16 protein-coding genes are annotated in these 15,657 nt (G+C 78.2%); 14 read left to right on the plus strand and 2 right to left on the minus strand.

The features are described 5' to 3' along the window. Nucleotides 1–264: 264 nt before the first annotated feature. The 12 genes from fliD (at nucleotide 265) to WDZ17_RS01940 (ending at nucleotide 10,730) form a co-directional block, all read left to right on the plus strand. Nucleotides 265–1,638: a flagellar filament capping protein FliD gene (gene fliD / locus WDZ17_RS01885; protein WP_339573438.1), complete on the plus strand. Its 1,374-nt coding sequence runs from the start codon at nucleotides 265–267 to the stop codon at nucleotides 1,636–1,638. 66 nt (nucleotides 1,639–1,704) lie between these two features. Continuing rightward, nucleotides 1,705–2,160, plus strand: coding sequence for a flagellar export chaperone FliS (gene fliS / locus WDZ17_RS01890; RefSeq protein WP_339573439.1), 456 nt, complete (start codon nucleotides 1,705–1,707; stop codon nucleotides 2,158–2,160). 190 nt (nucleotides 2,161–2,350) lie between these two features. Next, the gene (locus tag WDZ17_RS01895; protein ID WP_339573440.1) at nucleotides 2,351–2,704 is read left to right on the plus strand and encodes a hypothetical protein; all 354 of its coding nucleotides are present in this window, start codon (nucleotides 2,351–2,353) and stop codon (nucleotides 2,702–2,704) included. Between the two features lie 415 nt (nucleotides 2,705–3,119). After that, nucleotides 3,120–3,473, plus strand: coding sequence for a flagellar basal body rod protein FlgB (locus tag WDZ17_RS01900; protein ID WP_339573441.1), 354 nt, complete (start codon nucleotides 3,120–3,122; stop codon nucleotides 3,471–3,473). Continuing rightward, nucleotides 3,470–3,880, plus strand: a complete 411-nt coding sequence (locus WDZ17_RS01905; protein WP_339573442.1) for a flagellar basal body rod protein FlgC — start codon at nucleotides 3,470–3,472, stop codon at nucleotides 3,878–3,880. The genes WDZ17_RS01900 and WDZ17_RS01905 overlap by 4 nt, the downstream gene beginning before the upstream one ends. Beyond that, complete coding sequence (gene fliE, locus WDZ17_RS01910) at nucleotides 3,877–4,227, plus strand: flagellar hook-basal body complex protein FliE (RefSeq protein WP_339573443.1); 351 nt, start codon at nucleotides 3,877–3,879, stop codon at nucleotides 4,225–4,227. The genes WDZ17_RS01905 and fliE overlap by 4 nt, the downstream gene beginning before the upstream one ends. After that, entirely contained in the window at nucleotides 4,227–5,870 is a 1,644-nt protein-coding gene (fliF, locus tag WDZ17_RS01915) for a flagellar basal-body MS-ring/collar protein FliF (protein ID WP_339573444.1), read from the plus strand. The genes fliE and fliF overlap by 1 nt, the downstream gene beginning before the upstream one ends. Then, nucleotides 5,867–6,901, plus strand: coding sequence for a flagellar motor switch protein FliG (gene fliG, locus WDZ17_RS01920; protein ID WP_339573445.1), 1,035 nt, complete (start codon nucleotides 5,867–5,869; stop codon nucleotides 6,899–6,901). Before fliF ends, fliG begins: the two co-directional genes overlap by 4 nt. Next, nucleotides 6,885–7,541: a FliH/SctL family protein gene (locus tag WDZ17_RS01925; protein ID WP_339573446.1), complete on the plus strand. Its 657-nt coding sequence runs from the start codon at nucleotides 6,885–6,887 to the stop codon at nucleotides 7,539–7,541. The genes fliG and WDZ17_RS01925 overlap by 17 nt, the downstream gene beginning before the upstream one ends. A gap of 245 nt (nucleotides 7,542–7,786) precedes the next feature. Beyond that, entirely contained in the window at nucleotides 7,787–9,148 is a 1,362-nt protein-coding gene (locus WDZ17_RS01930; RefSeq protein WP_422631785.1) for a FliI/YscN family ATPase, read from the plus strand. Next, nucleotides 9,145–9,585, plus strand: a complete 441-nt coding sequence (locus WDZ17_RS01935) for a flagellar FliJ family protein (protein WP_339573448.1) — start codon at nucleotides 9,145–9,147, stop codon at nucleotides 9,583–9,585. Before WDZ17_RS01930 ends, WDZ17_RS01935 begins: the two co-directional genes overlap by 4 nt. Further along, nucleotides 9,582–10,730, plus strand: coding sequence for a transglycosylase SLT domain-containing protein (locus WDZ17_RS01940; protein WP_339573449.1), 1,149 nt, complete (start codon nucleotides 9,582–9,584; stop codon nucleotides 10,728–10,730). Before WDZ17_RS01935 ends, WDZ17_RS01940 begins: the two co-directional genes overlap by 4 nt. A 157-nt stretch (nucleotides 10,731–10,887) precedes the next feature. Here WDZ17_RS01940 and WDZ17_RS01945 read toward each other — a convergent pair whose 3' ends face one another. Then, a complete protein-coding gene (locus tag WDZ17_RS01945; RefSeq protein WP_339573450.1) occupies nucleotides 10,888–12,699 on the minus strand; it encodes a hypothetical protein in 1,812 nt (603 codons plus the stop codon). A gap of 307 nt (nucleotides 12,700–13,006) precedes the next feature. Here WDZ17_RS01945 and WDZ17_RS01950 point away from each other — a divergent pair, with 307 nt between their 5' ends. Then, nucleotides 13,007–13,522, plus strand: coding sequence for a flagellar hook-length control protein FliK (locus WDZ17_RS01950; protein WP_339573451.1), 516 nt, complete (start codon nucleotides 13,007–13,009; stop codon nucleotides 13,520–13,522). A 264-nt stretch (nucleotides 13,523–13,786) separates the two neighbouring features. Here WDZ17_RS01950 and WDZ17_RS01955 read toward each other — a convergent pair whose 3' ends face one another. Beyond that, on the minus strand, nucleotides 13,787–14,869 hold the full coding sequence (locus WDZ17_RS01955; protein WP_339573452.1) for a GGDEF domain-containing protein: 1,083 nt from the start codon (nucleotides 14,867–14,869) through the stop codon (nucleotides 13,787–13,789). 303 nt (nucleotides 14,870–15,172) lie between these two features. On the opposite strand from WDZ17_RS01955, the gene WDZ17_RS01960 reads away from it, so the two are divergent. Next, nucleotides 15,173–15,649 (plus strand): flagellar hook assembly protein FlgD, encoded by a 477-nt coding sequence (locus WDZ17_RS01960; RefSeq protein ID WP_339573453.1) that lies wholly within the window; start codon nucleotides 15,173–15,175, stop codon nucleotides 15,647–15,649. Nucleotides 15,650–15,657: the final 8 nt, after the last annotated feature.

The raw sequence follows: 15,657 nt of genomic DNA on the forward strand, positions 1-15,657 counted from the left end.
CCCCCCCCCCCCCCCCCCCCCCCCCCCCCCCCCCCCCCCACCGCCGGTGGCGGGTCGTCCCCCGGGACGGCCCGCCACCACTGCGTCCAGGGTCGAGCGGCTCCTCAACGAGCGGGGCTCACCCGGTCGGCGGCGCCGACCGCGCGGGCGTTCAGTTCTGCGCCCGTGGCACCGATGGACCCAGCAGACCCGCCCGTGGAGGCGGACCGCGCACGCCGGCGGACAGTGCCGGCGCAGCTCACGCAGCAACACCAGGAGGACGTCATGGCCGGAGGGCTCTCGATCTCGGGCCTCTCGAGCGGTCTCGACACCAAGACCATCATCAGCCAGCTGATGTCGGTCGAGGCGTTGTCGCAGACGCGCCTCAAGAGCCAGGTGACGGCATTCGAGAAGCAGATCTCGGCGCTGCAGTCCATCAACACGCGGTTCAGCTCCATCACCGCGGCCGCCGCCAAGGTGCTGCCCACGACGAGTCTCGGCGTCTCGACGCCGGGGACGGCCTGGACGGCGACGACGGCGACGAGCAGCTCACCTTCGGTGACCGCCACGGCCGTCGCCTCTGCTGACGCCCGTCCCGGCGCGGTGCGCTTCGAGGTGCTGCAGGTCGCCGCGGCGCACTCGGTCGTCAGCGGCAGCGACGTCGCCGCCGACGCGACGGTGGTCAGCGGTCCGCCCTACGAGGTCTCGATCGAGTTCCCGAACGCCGGGACCGACGCCGTCCGGCTCATGGTCGGCGGCAACGGCACCATCCGGGACGTCGCCGCCGCCATCAACGGTGACGCGGACCTGGGCATGCGGGCCACGGTGCTCCAGGTCTCCCCGGGGCAGTACCGGCTCCAGGTCTCCAGCAGCACGACCGGCTCCGCAGGCCAGTTCGAGCTGACGGGCCTCGAGGACGCGCTGGGGGAGGAGGTCCTCCTCGTCGCCGGGGACGACGCCGAGATCGACCTGGGTGGCGGCTTCCGGCTGCGTTCGGCCACCGGCAGCTTCGACGACCTGCTCCCCGGCGTCTCGATCCGCCCGACGACGGCGAGCCCCGAGGCGGTCACCGTCACCGTCACCAAGGACGCGACCGCGGCGACGACCGCGGCCAAGAACCTCGTCGAGTCGGTGAACACCGCGCTGGCCGAGATGCGCAGCCAGAGCGCGGCGACACCCGCCACGACGAGCGGCGGCACGAGCACCAAGGGGCCCCTCGCCGGGGACGCCGTCGTCCGCGGGACCATCCAGAGCCTGCTCTCCGCCGTGACGGGCGGTGGGGTCTCGACCGCACCCGCCGGCGTCCAGCTGACCCGTGAGGGCACCCTCGCCTTCGACGAGGCCGCCTTCGCGAAGCTCTCGGCCGAGGACCCGGCCAGGGCGCAGGCGCTCGTCACCGGTCTCGCCGAGCGGTTGTCCGCCGTCGCCAAGGCGACGAGCGACCCCGTCAGCGGTGCGGTCACCACCGCGATCACGGGTCGCCGGAGCACCGTCAAGGACCTCGGCGAGCAGGTCGACCGCTGGGACACCCGCCTCGAGCTGCGGCGCGCCACCCTCGAGCGGCAGTTCGCCGCGCTCGAACCGGCGCTCGCGAACCTCCAGGCGCAGTCGACCTACCTCGCGGGCCAGATCGCCGGGCTCCCGAGCTGGAGCAGCTGACCCTCGGGTCCACCGACCGCACCACCGAGTCCCGTACCGGGGCCGCCACCGACGAGAGGGACCCCCGTGCAGAACGCCGCCGCCGCGCGCGCCCGCTTCCTGGCCGACGCCGTCGCCACGGCCTCGCCGGCCAAGCTGCTGACGATGCTCTACGACCGGCTGGTCCTCGACCTGTCCCGCGCCGAGCGCGCGCAGGAGGCCGGCGACCGGGCCGTCGCGAACAGCCAGCTGCAGCACGCCCAGGACGTCGTCACCGAGCTGCACAGCTCGCTCGACACGTCGGGCACCTGGGCCGGCGCGGCGGGGCTCGCCGGGCTGTACACGTTCCTCGCCTCCGAGCTCGTCGAGGCCAACGTCACCGGCGACCCGGCGCGCACGGCGTCGTGCCGTGCGATCGTCGAGCCGCTGCGGGATGCCTGGCACGCCGCGGCCCAGCAGACGGCGACCCCGTCGTCCGCCGTCCCGGCGCAGCGCGCCGCCTCGTCCGCGCCCGTCGGCGGCCTGCTGTCCGTCAGCGCGTGAGCGCGCGGTGACGACGAGCGCGGGGGAGCGGTCCGCGACCCCCACCGCCCCGCTCGGTGGAGCCGGCGTCCCCGCTCCCCGCCGCGGCGACCAGACCCCGGCCCGTCGCCCTGCTCCCGCGGCGGGTCGGCTGCGGGAGGACAGCCGGCGCGCACGCTCGGCCGGTCCTGCGGCCGCGGCGGAGCGGTCGGTGCCCGATCCCGGCGGGCCCTCCTTCACCGAGAGCTGGGAGGCCGCGCTCGCCGACCTCGAGGTCGAGGTCGACGCCGCCGAGGAGCTGCTCGCGCGCCTGCACCGGCACGCCGAGCTGCCGGCCGCCGCCCTCCGCCGGCCCTGGACCCCGCCGTCCGGCCTCGGGCCGCTGCCGCTGCCGCTGGCGGACCGCGCCCGTGCTCTCGCCGACCGCCAGGCCCGCGCCGCCGACGCCCTCGGCCGCGCCCTCGTGCTCAACCGCCGCCAGGCCCGCGCCGTCGACTCCCTCGTCGACGCCCGCAGGGCTCGAACGGGCGGCGACGGCGCCGTCTACCTCGACGTCGCCCTGTAGGAGCGCGCGCACCGACGCTCCGGTGGAGCCGGCCTCCGGACTTCGCGGGGGCCGCGGGCCACGTCCCCGCCCCGACGTGTGGCCATGACGGGGTCAGCACGACTGCTCGGGCCCGACGTGGCCGCAGATCGGGCTCTCGTGGACGTGCTCACCCCCGACGTGGCCGCAGATCGGGGTCGCGCGCGACCCCGCCGGCCTCCGACCGCGGCGCCGCGGATCGGCGCGGCGCACCGCGACACGCCGGGGCCTCACCCCGACGGCGCAGCGCGGGGTCACCCTCTCGGACGCCGCTCAAGGGATCCACCCGTGCGGCCGAAGCCTCCTGTGAGCACGGACAGCTCGCCCCACGGCCACGGACCGGCCACGTACCCGCCCCCGCACTGCGGGGGCCACGAAGCCGAGGCAGGACACGCCGGTGTTCTCAGACGTCACCAGCACGGCGCTCCGCGTCGCCCTGAGCGGGCTCTCCGCCCGCCAGCGGGCCGGCGCGGACAACGTCGCCAACATCGACACCCCGGGTTTCCTCGCCGGCCGCGTCGAGTTCGAGGACTCGCTGCGCGACGCCGTCCGCTCGGGGGACACCCGCCGCATCGGCGCCACCGGCCCGACGACGGCCCGCTCCCTGGAGCCGACGCGCGAGGACGGCAACAACGTCAACCTCGACACCGAGTCGATCTCGGCCACGGACACCGTGCTGCGCTACCAGCTGGTCACGCAGGCCGTCACCGACCGGATGTCCCTGCTGCGCACCGCGATGAGGACCTCGTGACCATCTTCCAGGCCATCGGCGTCGCGGGCACCGGGGCGACCGTGCACCGCAAGTGGCTCGACGCCATCAGCGACAACATCGCGAACATCAACACGGCGAAGCCGACGAGCGAGGCCGCCTACCAGGAGAAGCGCGTCCAGGTGGAAGCCGTCGACTACGGCGCCGGAACGAGCGGGGTCCGCGTCGCCGGCGTCACCGCCGCGTCGTCGCCCGAGGGCCGCATGGTCTACGAGCCGGACAACGCCCTCGCCGACGCCGAGGGCTACGTGCGCTACCCCGACGTCGACCTCGGCAGCCAGATGTCGCAGATGATCATGGCTCAGCGCGGCTACCAGGCGAACCTCGCCGTCGTCGACCGTGCCCGCGAGACCTACCTCGCGGCCCTGCGGATCGGCTCCGGCGGATGAGCGTCATGGGGATCGAGGCCCTCGGCGGCGCCACCCGCGGCGTCGCGCCCAGCCTGCCGTCGCTGCCCACCGGATCGGTCGCCCCGGCCGGGCTGGTCGAGCAGCCGGCCTCGAGCGGCGACGTCACCAACGCCTTCGGCGCGGCCCTGGCCCGCGGCCTGCAGAGCGTCGAGGGGCTGGAGGCCACGGCCGACAGCAAGGCCGTGCAGGCGGCGACCGGTGACCTCACCGACGTCCACGACTACGTCATCGCGGCGAACCAGGCGAAGCTCGCCACCGAGCTCACGGTCGCCGTCCGCAATAAGGCCGTCGAGGCCTTCTCCGAGATCATGAGGTTGCAGGCCTGATGGGTGCCGCAGCAGGAGTCCTCGGTCCGCTGAAGAAGGTCGGGACGACCTTCGGGTCCTTCACCGCCGCGCAGAAGCTCATCGCCGTCCTCGGCATCGCCGGGCTCGTCCTCGGCGGCGCGGTGTTCTGGCGCTGGGCCAGCGAGCCGACGATGACGCCGCTCTTCTCGAACCTCGCGATGAGCGACGCGAGCGCCATCACCGAGCAGCTCGACGCCGCGGGCACGCCCTACGAGCTCGTCGACGGCGGCGCGACCATCCTGGTCCCCCAGGACCAGGTCTACGGCCTGCGCCTGGACGCCTCCGCCGCCGGGCTGCCCGGCGACGCCGGCACCGGGTACGCGCTGCTCGACGAGCAGGGCGTCACCGCCTCGCAGTTCCAGCAGCGGACCACCTGGCAGCGGGCCCTGGAGGGCGAGCTCGCCACCACCATCGGCTCCATCGCCAGCGTCGAGAGCGCCCGCGTGCAGCTGGCCATCCCCGAGGACGACGTCTTCGCCGACACGGCCGGCACCCCGACGGCCTCGGTGCTGGTGACGACCCGTCCGGGGCAGGAGGTCTCGGACGCGCAGGTGCAGTCGATCCTCAACCTCGTCTCCTCCAGCGTGGAGGGGATGAGCCCCGAGGACGTCACCGTCGTCGACGGCGCGGGCACGCTGCTGTCCGCGGCCGGCGCCGGCGCGGGCGCCGCCGGCGGGATACGCGACCAGCAGACGGCCGACTACGAGAGCCGCGTCACCGGCGACCTCCAGCAGGTGCTCGACCGCGTGGTCGGCCCGGGCAAGGCGGTCGCCACCGTGACCGCCGACCTGGACTTCGACGACGTCACGAGCACCGCCGAGGAGTTCACCCAGCCCGAGGGCGGCCCCCTGGCGCTCACCGAGAGCGGGCAGAAGGAGGAGTACACCGGCGCCGGCGGAGCCGCGGTCGGCGGGCAGCTCGGCGGCACGGGGATCCTGGGCCCGGACAACATCGCGGTGCCGAACGCGACGACGCAGGGCACCGACGGGACGACCGGCGGGTACACGAGCAGCAGCACCGACCGCACGAACGGCGTCAACAAGACGACGACGACGACGCAGGGCGCTCCCGGCGGCGTCGCGCGCCAGTCCGTGTCGGTCGTCGTCGACACCGAGGCCTCCCGCGCCGTCGACATGGCGCAGCTGGAGCAGGCGGTCGCCACGGCCGCCGGCATCGACCCGGCCCGCGGCGACGTCGTCAGCGTCGCCCAGATGCCGTTCGACACGAGCGGGGCCGACGCCGCCGCCGAGGCGGCCGCCGCCGCGGACGCGGCCGAGGCCGCGCAGGCGCGCACCACGCTCCTGCAGACCGCCGCGGTCCTCGTCGTGGTGCTCCTGCTCCTGCTCGTCGCCGCCGTCGCGGCGTGGCGCCGCAGGCGCCGGGCCGCCGCCCTCGCGGCCGAGCAGGCGGAGGCGCTCGACCTCGGTGCCCTGGAGGCGGTCCCCGCCCCGGCCCCGGCCACGGACGCGCTCGCCGCCGTCCCGGCCCCCCGGCAGGCCCTCGAGCCGGCGCCCAAGGACGCCGCGGCGGTCGCCCGCGACCAGGTCATGGAGCTCGCCGAGCGCTCGCCGGACGACGTGGCCGAGCTCCTCCGCGGCTGGCTCACGGCGGACAAGCGATGAGCGCCCTCGCCGTCCGCGAGCCCGGCGCGCTCACGGGCAGCCAGAAGGCCGCCGTCGTCCTCGTCCAGCTCGGCCGCGAGCAGGCCGCCCGCGTGCTCGAGCGGATGGGGGCCGTGGAGGTCGAGGAGCTGGCCGCGGAGATCGCCCAGCTCGGCTCCCTCGACCCGGGGACGGCCGACGACGTCATCGCCGAGTTCCGCGACCTCGCGCGCACCGGCGGCCCGCACGTCACCCGCGGCGGCGTCGCCGTCGCCCGCGGCATCCTCGAGGCGACGCTCGGCAGCTCGCGCGCCGACGACGTCCTCGAGCGCGTGGCGATCGCCACGCCGGGCAAGGTGTTCGAGTTCCTGCTCGACATGGACCCGCGCCAGATCCTCAGCTTCCTGGCCGGCGAGCACCCGCAGACGACGGCGCTGGTGCTCGCGCACCTCGCGCCGCCCCAGGCCTCCACCGTGCTGGCGGGTCTGCCGGCGCCCGTCCAGACGGACGTCGCCCACCGCATCGCCGTCATGGACCGCCCCGACCCCGACCTCGTCAACCTGGTCGCGGAGGACCTCTCGCGCCGCAGCTCGACGATCATCCCGGCGGCCGCGTCCAGCGCGCCGGTCGGTGGTCTCCAGCCGCTCGTCGACCTCCTCGCCCGCGCCGACCCGGCCACCGAGAAGACCGTGCTCGAGGGCCTCGACGCGCGGGACGCCGAGCTCGCCGAGGCGGTGCGGCAGAAGATGTTCGTCTTCGACGACATCACGGGCCTGGAGGACAAGGCGGTCCAGCTGCTCGCCCGCCAGGTCGAGACGTCGGTCCTCGCGCTCGCGCTCAAGGGCACGGCCGACGCCACGCGGGACAAGGTCCTGTCCAACGTCTCCGAGCGGGCGCGGGAGAACCTCGTCGAGGAGATCGACCTGCTCGGCGCCGTCCGCCTGTCCGACGTCGAGGAGGCCCGCGGCTCCGTCGTCGCGGTCATCCGCGGCCTCGAGGCGTCCGGCGAGATCGTGCTGCGACGAGAGGGCGCCGATGAGTACGTCTCCTGAGGCCCTGCTCGCGGGAGGGGTGACGACGGCGCCGCCGCAGGCCCGACCGGCCCCCTGGCGCGTCCCCGGACCCGTGGCCGCCGGCGCCGCCCACGGCGCCGGGCGGGCCGCCGGCTACGCCGCGGGGTACGCGGCCGGCTGGGCCACGGGAGCCACTGCGGCCGCCGAGCGCGCGCAGGCGGCGCTGGAGGCCGAGCTGTCCCGGCTGCGGGCCGAGCGCGACCGCGACCACGCCCAGGTGCGCAGCGCGCTCGCGGCCCTGCTCGGGGCCGCGGCCGACCTCGAGGCCCGCGAGGCGCCCGTGGTCGCCGACTGCACCGACGCCCTGGCGCGGACCGGGCTGGACCTGGCCGCCGCCGTCGTCGGCGCCGAGGTGCGCGGCGGTGCCGGAGCGCGCGCGGCGCTGCTGCGCGCGCTCGCGCCCTGCCCGCCCACGGGAGCCCTCACCGTGCGCCTGCACCCCGTCGACCTCGTCGAGGTCCGCAGCGCGGGGGAGGTGCCCGAGCGCGTCACGCTCGTCGCCGACCCCGCGCTCGGCCGGGGCGACGCCGTCGCCGAGCACCCCGGCGGCAGCGTCGACGCGCGGCTGCGCACGGCGCTCGACCGCGCCCGCGCCGCCCTGCTCGGGGACGCCGCGTGAGCGCCCCGGCCGGCCCGTCCGTCGCCACCGCCGTCCTCGACGACGCCGTCCGCGCCGACGAGCAGGACCGGGCCGGGGGCGAGCGACCCGCGACCCCGCTCGGGCACCGCTGGACCGCGCCGGTGCAGCGCCGTCCGCACCAGCACGGGCCGGCCGAGGACGGCGGACCCCTCCGGGGCGCCGCGCCGGCCCTCACTAGCCCCGTGCCGCTGCCGCGGACGGCGACCCCCGTCCTCGTCCCGGGGCTGCCCGCGGGTGCCGGCGCGCTGCGCGACCTCCTCGCGGACGCCGTCCGCGCCGCCGCCCCGCGCGAGCTCGGCAGCGTCCGCTCCGTGAGCGGGCTCGCCGTCGACGTCGTCGGCCTCGTCGCCGGGGTCGGCGAGGTGCTGGAGATCGGGCCCGAGGGCGCGGGCGTGCGCGCCGAGGTGGTCGGCGTCCGCGCGGGTGTCCTGGCCTGCATGCCGCTGGGCACGGCGGACGGCCTGGCCGCCGGCGACCCCGTCCGCCGGGTGGCCCGTCGTCTCACCGCCCGCGTGGGCGAGGGGCTCCTCGGGCGTGTGCTCGACGGGCTCGGACGTCCGCTCGACGGCCGCCCGCTGCCCGCGGGCCTCGTCGAGGTCCCCCTGGACGCCCCGCCGCCGCCGGCGCTGGACCGCCGGCGCGTCAGCGAGCCGCTGCCGCTCGGCGTCCGGGCGCTCGACACGCTCGTCCCCGCCGGCCGCGGGCAGCGGTTCGGTCTCTTCGCCGGCTCCGGCGTCGGCAAGTCGAGCCTGCTGTCCATGGTGGCGAGGGGCACGCACGCCGACGTCGTCGTCCTCGCGCTCGTGGGCGAGCGCGGCCGGGAGGTGCGCGAGTTCCTCGAGGACGACCTCGGCCCCGAGGGGCTGGCGCGCAGCGTCGTCGTCGTCGCGACGAGCGACGAGCCGCCGCTCGTGCGCCTGCGGGCCGCGGCCACCGCGACCGCCGTCGCCGAGCACTTCCGCGACCAGGGCCTGTCGGTCGTGCTGATGATGGACTCGCTGACGCGCGTGGCCACCGCCCAGCGCGAGATCGGCCTGTCCGTCGGGGAGCCGCCGGCCACGCGGGGCTTCCCCCCGTCGGTCTTCGCGATGCTGCCGCGGCTGCTGGAGCGCGCGGGACCCGGTGTCGTGGGCTCGATCACGGGCATCTACACGGTGCTCGTCGACGGCGACGACCACGACGAGCCGGTCGCCGACGCCGCCCGCTCCATCCTGGACGGGCACGTCGTCCTCGACCGCAGGCTCGCCACGGCCGGCCACTTCCCCAGCATCGACGTCCTCGGCTCCGTCTCCCGCGTGGCGACCCGGGTCACCACGCCGCAGCAGCGTGCCGACGCCACCACGGTGCGCAGGGCGCTCGCCGCCCGCCGGGACGCGCAGGACCTCGTCGACGTCGGCGCCTACGTGCCGGGCGCCGACCCGCTCGTCGACGCCGCGCTGGCCGCGGCGCCGTCCACGCGCGCCTTCCTCACCCAGGCCGTCGACGACGTCGCGGACGTCGCGACGTCGTGGGCCGCGCTGTCCGGCCTCGCGCGGATGCTCGACCCCGACACCACCGCCGCTCCTGCCGGGCCGGGCGCCGCGTGAGCGGCTTCCGCCTGGCCGGGCTGCTGCGCGTGCGCCGCACGCAGGAGAAGCTCGCCGCCGGGGAGAGCGCCCGCGCCGCCGCGTCCTCGCGCACCGCGGGGCGCCTGCGCGACGACGCCCGCGCCGTCCTGGGCGCCCACGAGCTCGGCGGGGGAGGGGCCGCCGGCTGGGCGGCCGCCGTCGCGGCCCGGTCCGCGTTGCGGGCAGGGCTGCAGGAGGCCCAGGGCGAGGCCGCGCTGGCCGCCGAGCGCGTCGGCGAGGCCGAGCGTGCGTGGGCCGCGGCCCGCGCCCGCACGAAGGCGCTGGAGCAGCTGGAGGCACGCCGTGCCGCGGAGGACGCGCGCGCCGCGCTCAAGGCGGAGCAGCGACGGATCGATGACACCAGGAGGGGGCCGCTCGGCCCCACCGCCCAGGACGACGAGGAGCACCGCCCGTGAGCGGCATCGCCGCGGTCCAGTCCCGCCTGGCGGACATCCAGTCCCGCCTGGCGCAGCTCGCCCCGCCGAGCGCCCTGCCCTCGGCGGCAGCCGCAGCCGGGACCTCGACCCGTACCGCCGCAGGGCCCACGGGGTCGACCGCCGCCCCGAGCTCGTCGTCGGCGCTGTCGAGCACCACGACGGCCCGCGCGTCGTCGCAGGGGTTCTCCGAGCTCCTCGCCGGCCTCGTGGAGGGTGGCGCGGCCCCGGCGGCCGCCCGTACCGGTCGGACGACGGGCGCGGCCGAGGGAGCCCGCGCCGCGGACGGCCCCACGGGTGAGCAGCTGGTCGCCGCCGCGAAGGACTACCTCGGGGTGCCCTACCGCTGGGGCGGCACCGACCCGGCGACCGGGCTGGACTGCTCCGGGCTCGTCCAGCGGGCCTTCAAGGACCTCGGTGTCGACGTCCCCCGCGTCGCGAAGGACCAGGGGAGGCTGGGCGAGAAGGTCCCGGACCTTGCGGCGGCCCGACCCGGCGACCTCGTCGTCATGGACGGCGGCAGCCACATCGGCATCTACGTCGGCGGCGGGAAGATGCTCCACGCGCCGCACCGCGGGGACGTGGTCAAGATCTCGACCGTCTGGGAGACGCCCACGTCGATCCGGCGTGTGCTGGGCACCGAGGCGGCGCAGGGCCCCGGGACGGCACGCGCGAGCACCCTGGACGCGAGCGCGGCCCGGCCGAGCTCGTTGACCGGGGCGATCCGCAGCGACGTCAGCGCCGCGGTCCGGCGCCACGAGCCGCTCTTCGCCGCCGCCACGCAGAAGTACGACCTCCCGGCCGGGCTGCTCGCCGCCGTCGCGCAGCAGGAGTCGGGCGGGGACGCGTCGGCGGTCTCGCCCGCCGGCGCCCGGGGCCTCATGCAGATCATGCCGGCGACGGCCCGCGGGCTCGGCGTCGACCCGCTGGACCCGGCGCAGGCCGTGGACGGGGCGGCCCGCCTGCTCGCCCAGCACCTGCGCCGCTACGACGGCTCGGTGCCGCTGGCGCTCGCCGCCTACAACGCCGGTCCGGGTGCGGTGGACCGGTACGACGGGGTCCCGCCGTACCGCGAGACGCAGCAGTACGTGCGGAAGATCACCGGCGCCCTCGGGATCGCCGCGTGAGCGCCCCCGCCCTCGGGGGGCGCCCCGCGCCGACCTCCTCGAGGACCCTGCCGGGGCCCTCGTGCACCCTGCCGGGCCCGTCGGGCGAGCTGCCGCGGCGGGGCGGGCGCAGCGGCGGTGCGACGCCGGGCGGCTCCTTCGACGACGTCCTCGCCGGTCAGGTGGCGCCTGCTCCGTCCGGACGCGCGGACCGGCCATCGGCGCCGTCCCGGCCCCCGGGCGGGCAGGAGCGCGTCGACGCCGGGTCGGCGGCGGTCCGCCGGGGCCGCGACGTCCTCGCCCGCGCGGGCGCCGCCGACCGCCCGTGGTCGCTCGAGCCCGTGCGCCGCGACGCCGTGGACGGCACCGGCGAGGACGCCGTGCCGTCGACGACCTCCGCCGTGCCGGTGGCCGCCGCCGGTCCCACCGCCGCGGAGGGCAGCGCGACGGCGAGCCCGGCGACCGGGGACGCGCAGCCTCGTCCGACGCCCTGCCCCGCAGCGCTGCGCGTCCCCGGCCGCCGGCCGGACCCGTCCGCGCCGCTCCCCGCGGACGGCGCGGCGTCGCTGCCGGGCGCGACCGGTGCCTCCGTGCCCGCAGCAGCCGGGGTGCAGAGCAGCGACTCGCAGACGGCCCCGGCACAGACGATCGAGGCACAGACGATCGAGGCGCAGACGGCCGAGGCGCGTGCGACCGGGGCGCAGGCCACCGGCGCCGTCGCCGACGACGTGGTCGCCCTCGCGCCCTCGTCCCCGGCGGACGGGGCAGCCGGGCTGCCGCCCACGACGCCTGCGGCCGCCCCGACCCCGACGACCCCGACGACCCCGACGACCGACCGTGCTCCCGCATCGGTGCCGGGGGCTCCCGGGGCCGTGACGTCGGAGCCCGGGCGTGGCGGGGCGGGGAGGAGCCCGCAGGCCCCCGAGCCCGTCGCGGCCGGCGTGGTCGTCGACGCGGGGGAGCAGGGACCGGCACCGGTCCCGTCCTCCCCGCCCGTCCCCGTCACCGCGGTGCCCGCCCTCGCGGCCCCGGGGACTGCGAGCTCTCGGTCGGTCCCGACCGCGACGTCCCCGTCCGCGACGGCCGCGTCCGCGACGGCCGCGTCCGCGACGGCCGCGTCCGCGACGGCCGCGTCCGCGACGGCCGCGTCCGCGACGGCCGCGTCCGCGACGGCCGCGTCCGCGACGGCCGCGTCCGCGACGGCCGCGTCCGCGACGGCCGCGTCCGCGACGGCCGCGTCCGCGACGGCCGCGTCCGCGACGGCCGCGTCCGCGACGGCCGCGTCCGCGACGGCCGCGTCCGCGACGGCCGCGTCCGCGACGGCCGCGTCCGCGACGGCCGCGTCCGCGACGGCCGCGTCCGCGACGGCCGCGTCCGCGACGGCCGCGTCCGCGACGGCCGCGTCCGCGACGGCCGCGTCCGCGACGGCCGCGTCCGCGACGGCCGCGTCCGCGACGGCCGCGTCCGCGACGGCCGCGTCCGCGACGGCCGCGTCCGCGACGGCCGCGTCCGCGACGGCCGCGTCCGCGACGGCCGCGTCCGCGACGGCCGCGTCCGCGACGGCCGCGTCCGCGACGGCCGCGTCCGCGACGGCCGCGTCCGCGACGGCCGCGTCCGCGACGGCCGCGTCCGCGACGGCCGCGTCCGCGACGGCCGCGTCCGCGACGGCCGCGTCCGCGACGGCCGCGTCCGCGACGGCCGCGTCCGCGACGGCCGCGTCCGCGACGGCCGCGTCCGCGACGGCCGCGTCCGCGACGGCCGCGTCCGCGACGGCCGCGTCCGCGACGGCCGCGTCCGCGACGGCCGCGTCCGCGACGGCCGCGTCCGCGACGGCCGCGTCCGCGACGGCCGCGTCCGCGACGGCCGCGTCCGCGACGGCCGCGACCGCCACCGCGTCGACGACGACGGCACCGACCCCCGCCGCGGGTGTACCACCGGTGGCCGGGACCGTGCCGAGCGCGACGTCGTCGGGCACGGTCCCTGCGGGCACGCCGGTCCCGCCCCCCGCGGCAGCGACCGCGGCGGCTGCGACGCCGCAGTCCGCGGCCGACGGCGCCACACCGACCTCACCGGGGACGGAGGCGACGTCGGGTCCCACGCCCACGGGTGCCCCTGACGCCGCCGCGACCGCTGCGGGCACCGCCGGGCCGAGCCCCGCCGCGCCGCCCACGGGCACGTCGGCCGGTGCGCCCACGGCCGGTGCTCCCACGGCCGGTGCTCCCACGGCCGGTGTACAGGCCGCGCCGACCGTGCCCGCCCCGGCCTCGCCGGCGGCGAGCGCCCCCACGGCGCCTGCGGTGGCCGCCGTCGGCTCGCCGACGCCGTCCGCGCCCGCCGCCTGGGTCGCCGCGGCCGCGGCGCAGACTCCGCTGCACGCCGCCCTGCCCGACCAGCTGGTCCCCCGTGCGGCGGCCCTGCGGCGCCTCGGCGACGGGGTGCACCGCGTCGTCGTCCGCCTCCAGCCCGAGGCCCTCGGGCCCGTCCGGGTCGTGGCGGAGGTCGTCGGCGGAGCCCTGTCCGTCCAGCTCCACGCCACGACCGAGGTGGGGCGCGACGCCCTGCGCCAGGCGCTGCCCGAGCTGCGTCGCGACATGGCCGACGCCGCCGGCGGGGCCAGCGTCGACGTCGGCCCCGACCTCGGACGCGGGGGCGACGGCTCCTCGGACGGCCGTCCCTGGGGCCGGCAAGGCGCACCCGTACCGGGGGCACCGCGCCCGGCCTGGGTGGACGGGTCGCCCGCCACCCGGCCCGCCGACGCCGTCCGGACGTCCCCGCGGGCGGACGGCAGCGGCCTGCTCGACCTCGTGGTCTGACCCTCCGCGCCGACGGCACGGCGCCGGCGCCGCGTTCCCCTTGCGACGACGGGCGAGGAGCTCCGTGACCACCCGGGACGCGCCGCGTCGCGGGGCGGCACGCGCACCGCTGCAGGCCGTCTCAGCCGTCCCCGGCGTCGGCGCCCGTGGACCGCGCCCGCCTCGGCGGGGCGACCGGCACGCGTGACCGGCGCCATGGGCCGGCGGGCGTGAGGTCCTGACCGGGAGCGTCCTGCCCCGGCCCTCCTGTCACGGCCCCTCCTGTCACGGCCCCTGCTGCCTCGTCGCGTCGTGACCCGCCGTCTCCGGCCCCGTCAGCACCAGCGCCCCCGTCTCACGGACGCTCGCGACCTCGGTCGTCCCGCGCCGCGAGCGCTTGACCGCGTAGAGGGCGGCGTCGGCGCGGGAGGTCGTGGCGCTCGGGCCCTCGCCGGGGACCAGGCCGGTGACGCCCGCGGAGAACGAGGCGCCGTCGGGCAGCAGACGTCGCGCGACCTCCAGGTGGTCGGCGAGCCGCTCCGGTGCCGTGGCGGCGAGGACGAGGAACTCGTCCCCGCCCCACCGCGTCACGCAGCCCGGGGCGGGGACGCCCGCGCGCAGGCCCCGCGCCACCGCCCGCAGCAACGCGTCGCCGGCCGCGTGGCCGCGCGAGTCGTTGACCTGCTTGAAGTGGTCGAGGTCCACGAGCGCCACGGCCGCAGGGCTTCCCGTGGTGGCCAGCGCGGAGAGCTGGTCGAGGCGGCGGTCTGCGCCGCGGCGGTTGGGGACGCCCGTGAGCGCGTCGACCTCGGCGCGGGCGGCGGCCCGCACCATGAACCCGGCGTACAGCGTCGTGAGGGCGATGAGGCCCGACACGATCGTCGCGCTCGCCCACGCGTCCCCGTCGCCGGTGATCGCGGGCAGGAGGGGACCGACGAGCGCGAGCAGCACGTGCGGGGACGCTCCCGCCCAGGAGCACGTGCTGATCGCCACGATCGTGAGCGTGAGGAAGCCGCACGAGTACGCGAGGGCCAGGGGGGAGCCGCGGGCGTCGAGGACGACGAGGGCGGCGACGGCCGAGGCCAGGAGCAGGCAGGTGTGCAGCTGCCAGCGCCGGAGGCGGCGGGTGGCGGCCACGACGGCCGCGACGACGCCGAAGCCCGTCCCGACGGCGAGCATGAGCGGCACGTCGACGCCCTGCCCCGGCAGCAGGCACACGAGCAGCCCCAGGCCGGCCCACGCGGCGAAGAGCAGGGCCACCTGCTGCGCGCTCGAGCGGTCCGTCGCGGTCACCGGCAGGGCCACGAGCGCCGTCGGGTCGACCGACCGGTGGCGGGGTGCCCTGCGCGCGGGGCCGGCTGTGCTCACACAGCAGCGGATCGGCTGCCCGCGGGCGGGGGCTGAGCGAGGTCGCCCGGACGGCGGCGCCCCGGCGCAGCGTCCCCGGTCACCGGCGGCCGAGGGGCGGCGTCCCGGACCCTCCGCGGGGCCGCGTCACCCGACCGGCGCAGCGCGGGGGCCCGGCGAGCGCTCGAGCCGGGCCCCGGAGGTCCAGACCGGAGCCGCACGTGCCGAGAGCCACCCGGAAGGGCTCGTGGAGGACCGGCGTCGCAGGGCGCCCGGGCACGAGCCACGCACGGCCGCCCGGCGGCCGACCCGAGGAGGACACCTGTGACGAGCATCGGCTCCGTCCCGAGCGGCTTCGCCGCCGTGACCCCGGCGACGACGACCGGGACGACGACCGCCTCCGGGCCGACCGACGCCTTCGGCCAGCCGGTGCGGGAGCCGACGCAGACCCTCGACAAGGACGCGTTCATGAAGCTGCTGGTGACGCAGATGCGCTACCAGGACCCCAGCTCGCCCATGGACACCTCGCAGATGATGGCGCAGACGTCGCAGCTGACGACCGTCGAGCAGCTCACCGCGCTCGTCACCTCGAGCCAGGCGGCCTTCGCCTCGCAGCAGCAGCTGTCGTCCTCGGCGCTCGTCGGCCGGACCGTCGCCTGGCGTGACCCCGCGACCGACGCGACCGGCACCGGCTCCGTCTCCGCCGTCGCCTTCACCGCCGACGGGCCCGTCCTGCGCGTCGGCCAGGCGGACGTCCCGCTCTCCTCCGTCACCGGCGTCACCGCGCCGGCGGCCGCCTGACCCACCAG

It is taken from the genome of Pseudokineococcus basanitobsidens (genome assembly GCF_037482545.1).
Taxonomy (GTDB): domain Bacteria; phylum Actinomycetota; class Actinomycetes; order Actinomycetales; family Quadrisphaeraceae; genus Pseudokineococcus; species Pseudokineococcus basanitobsidens.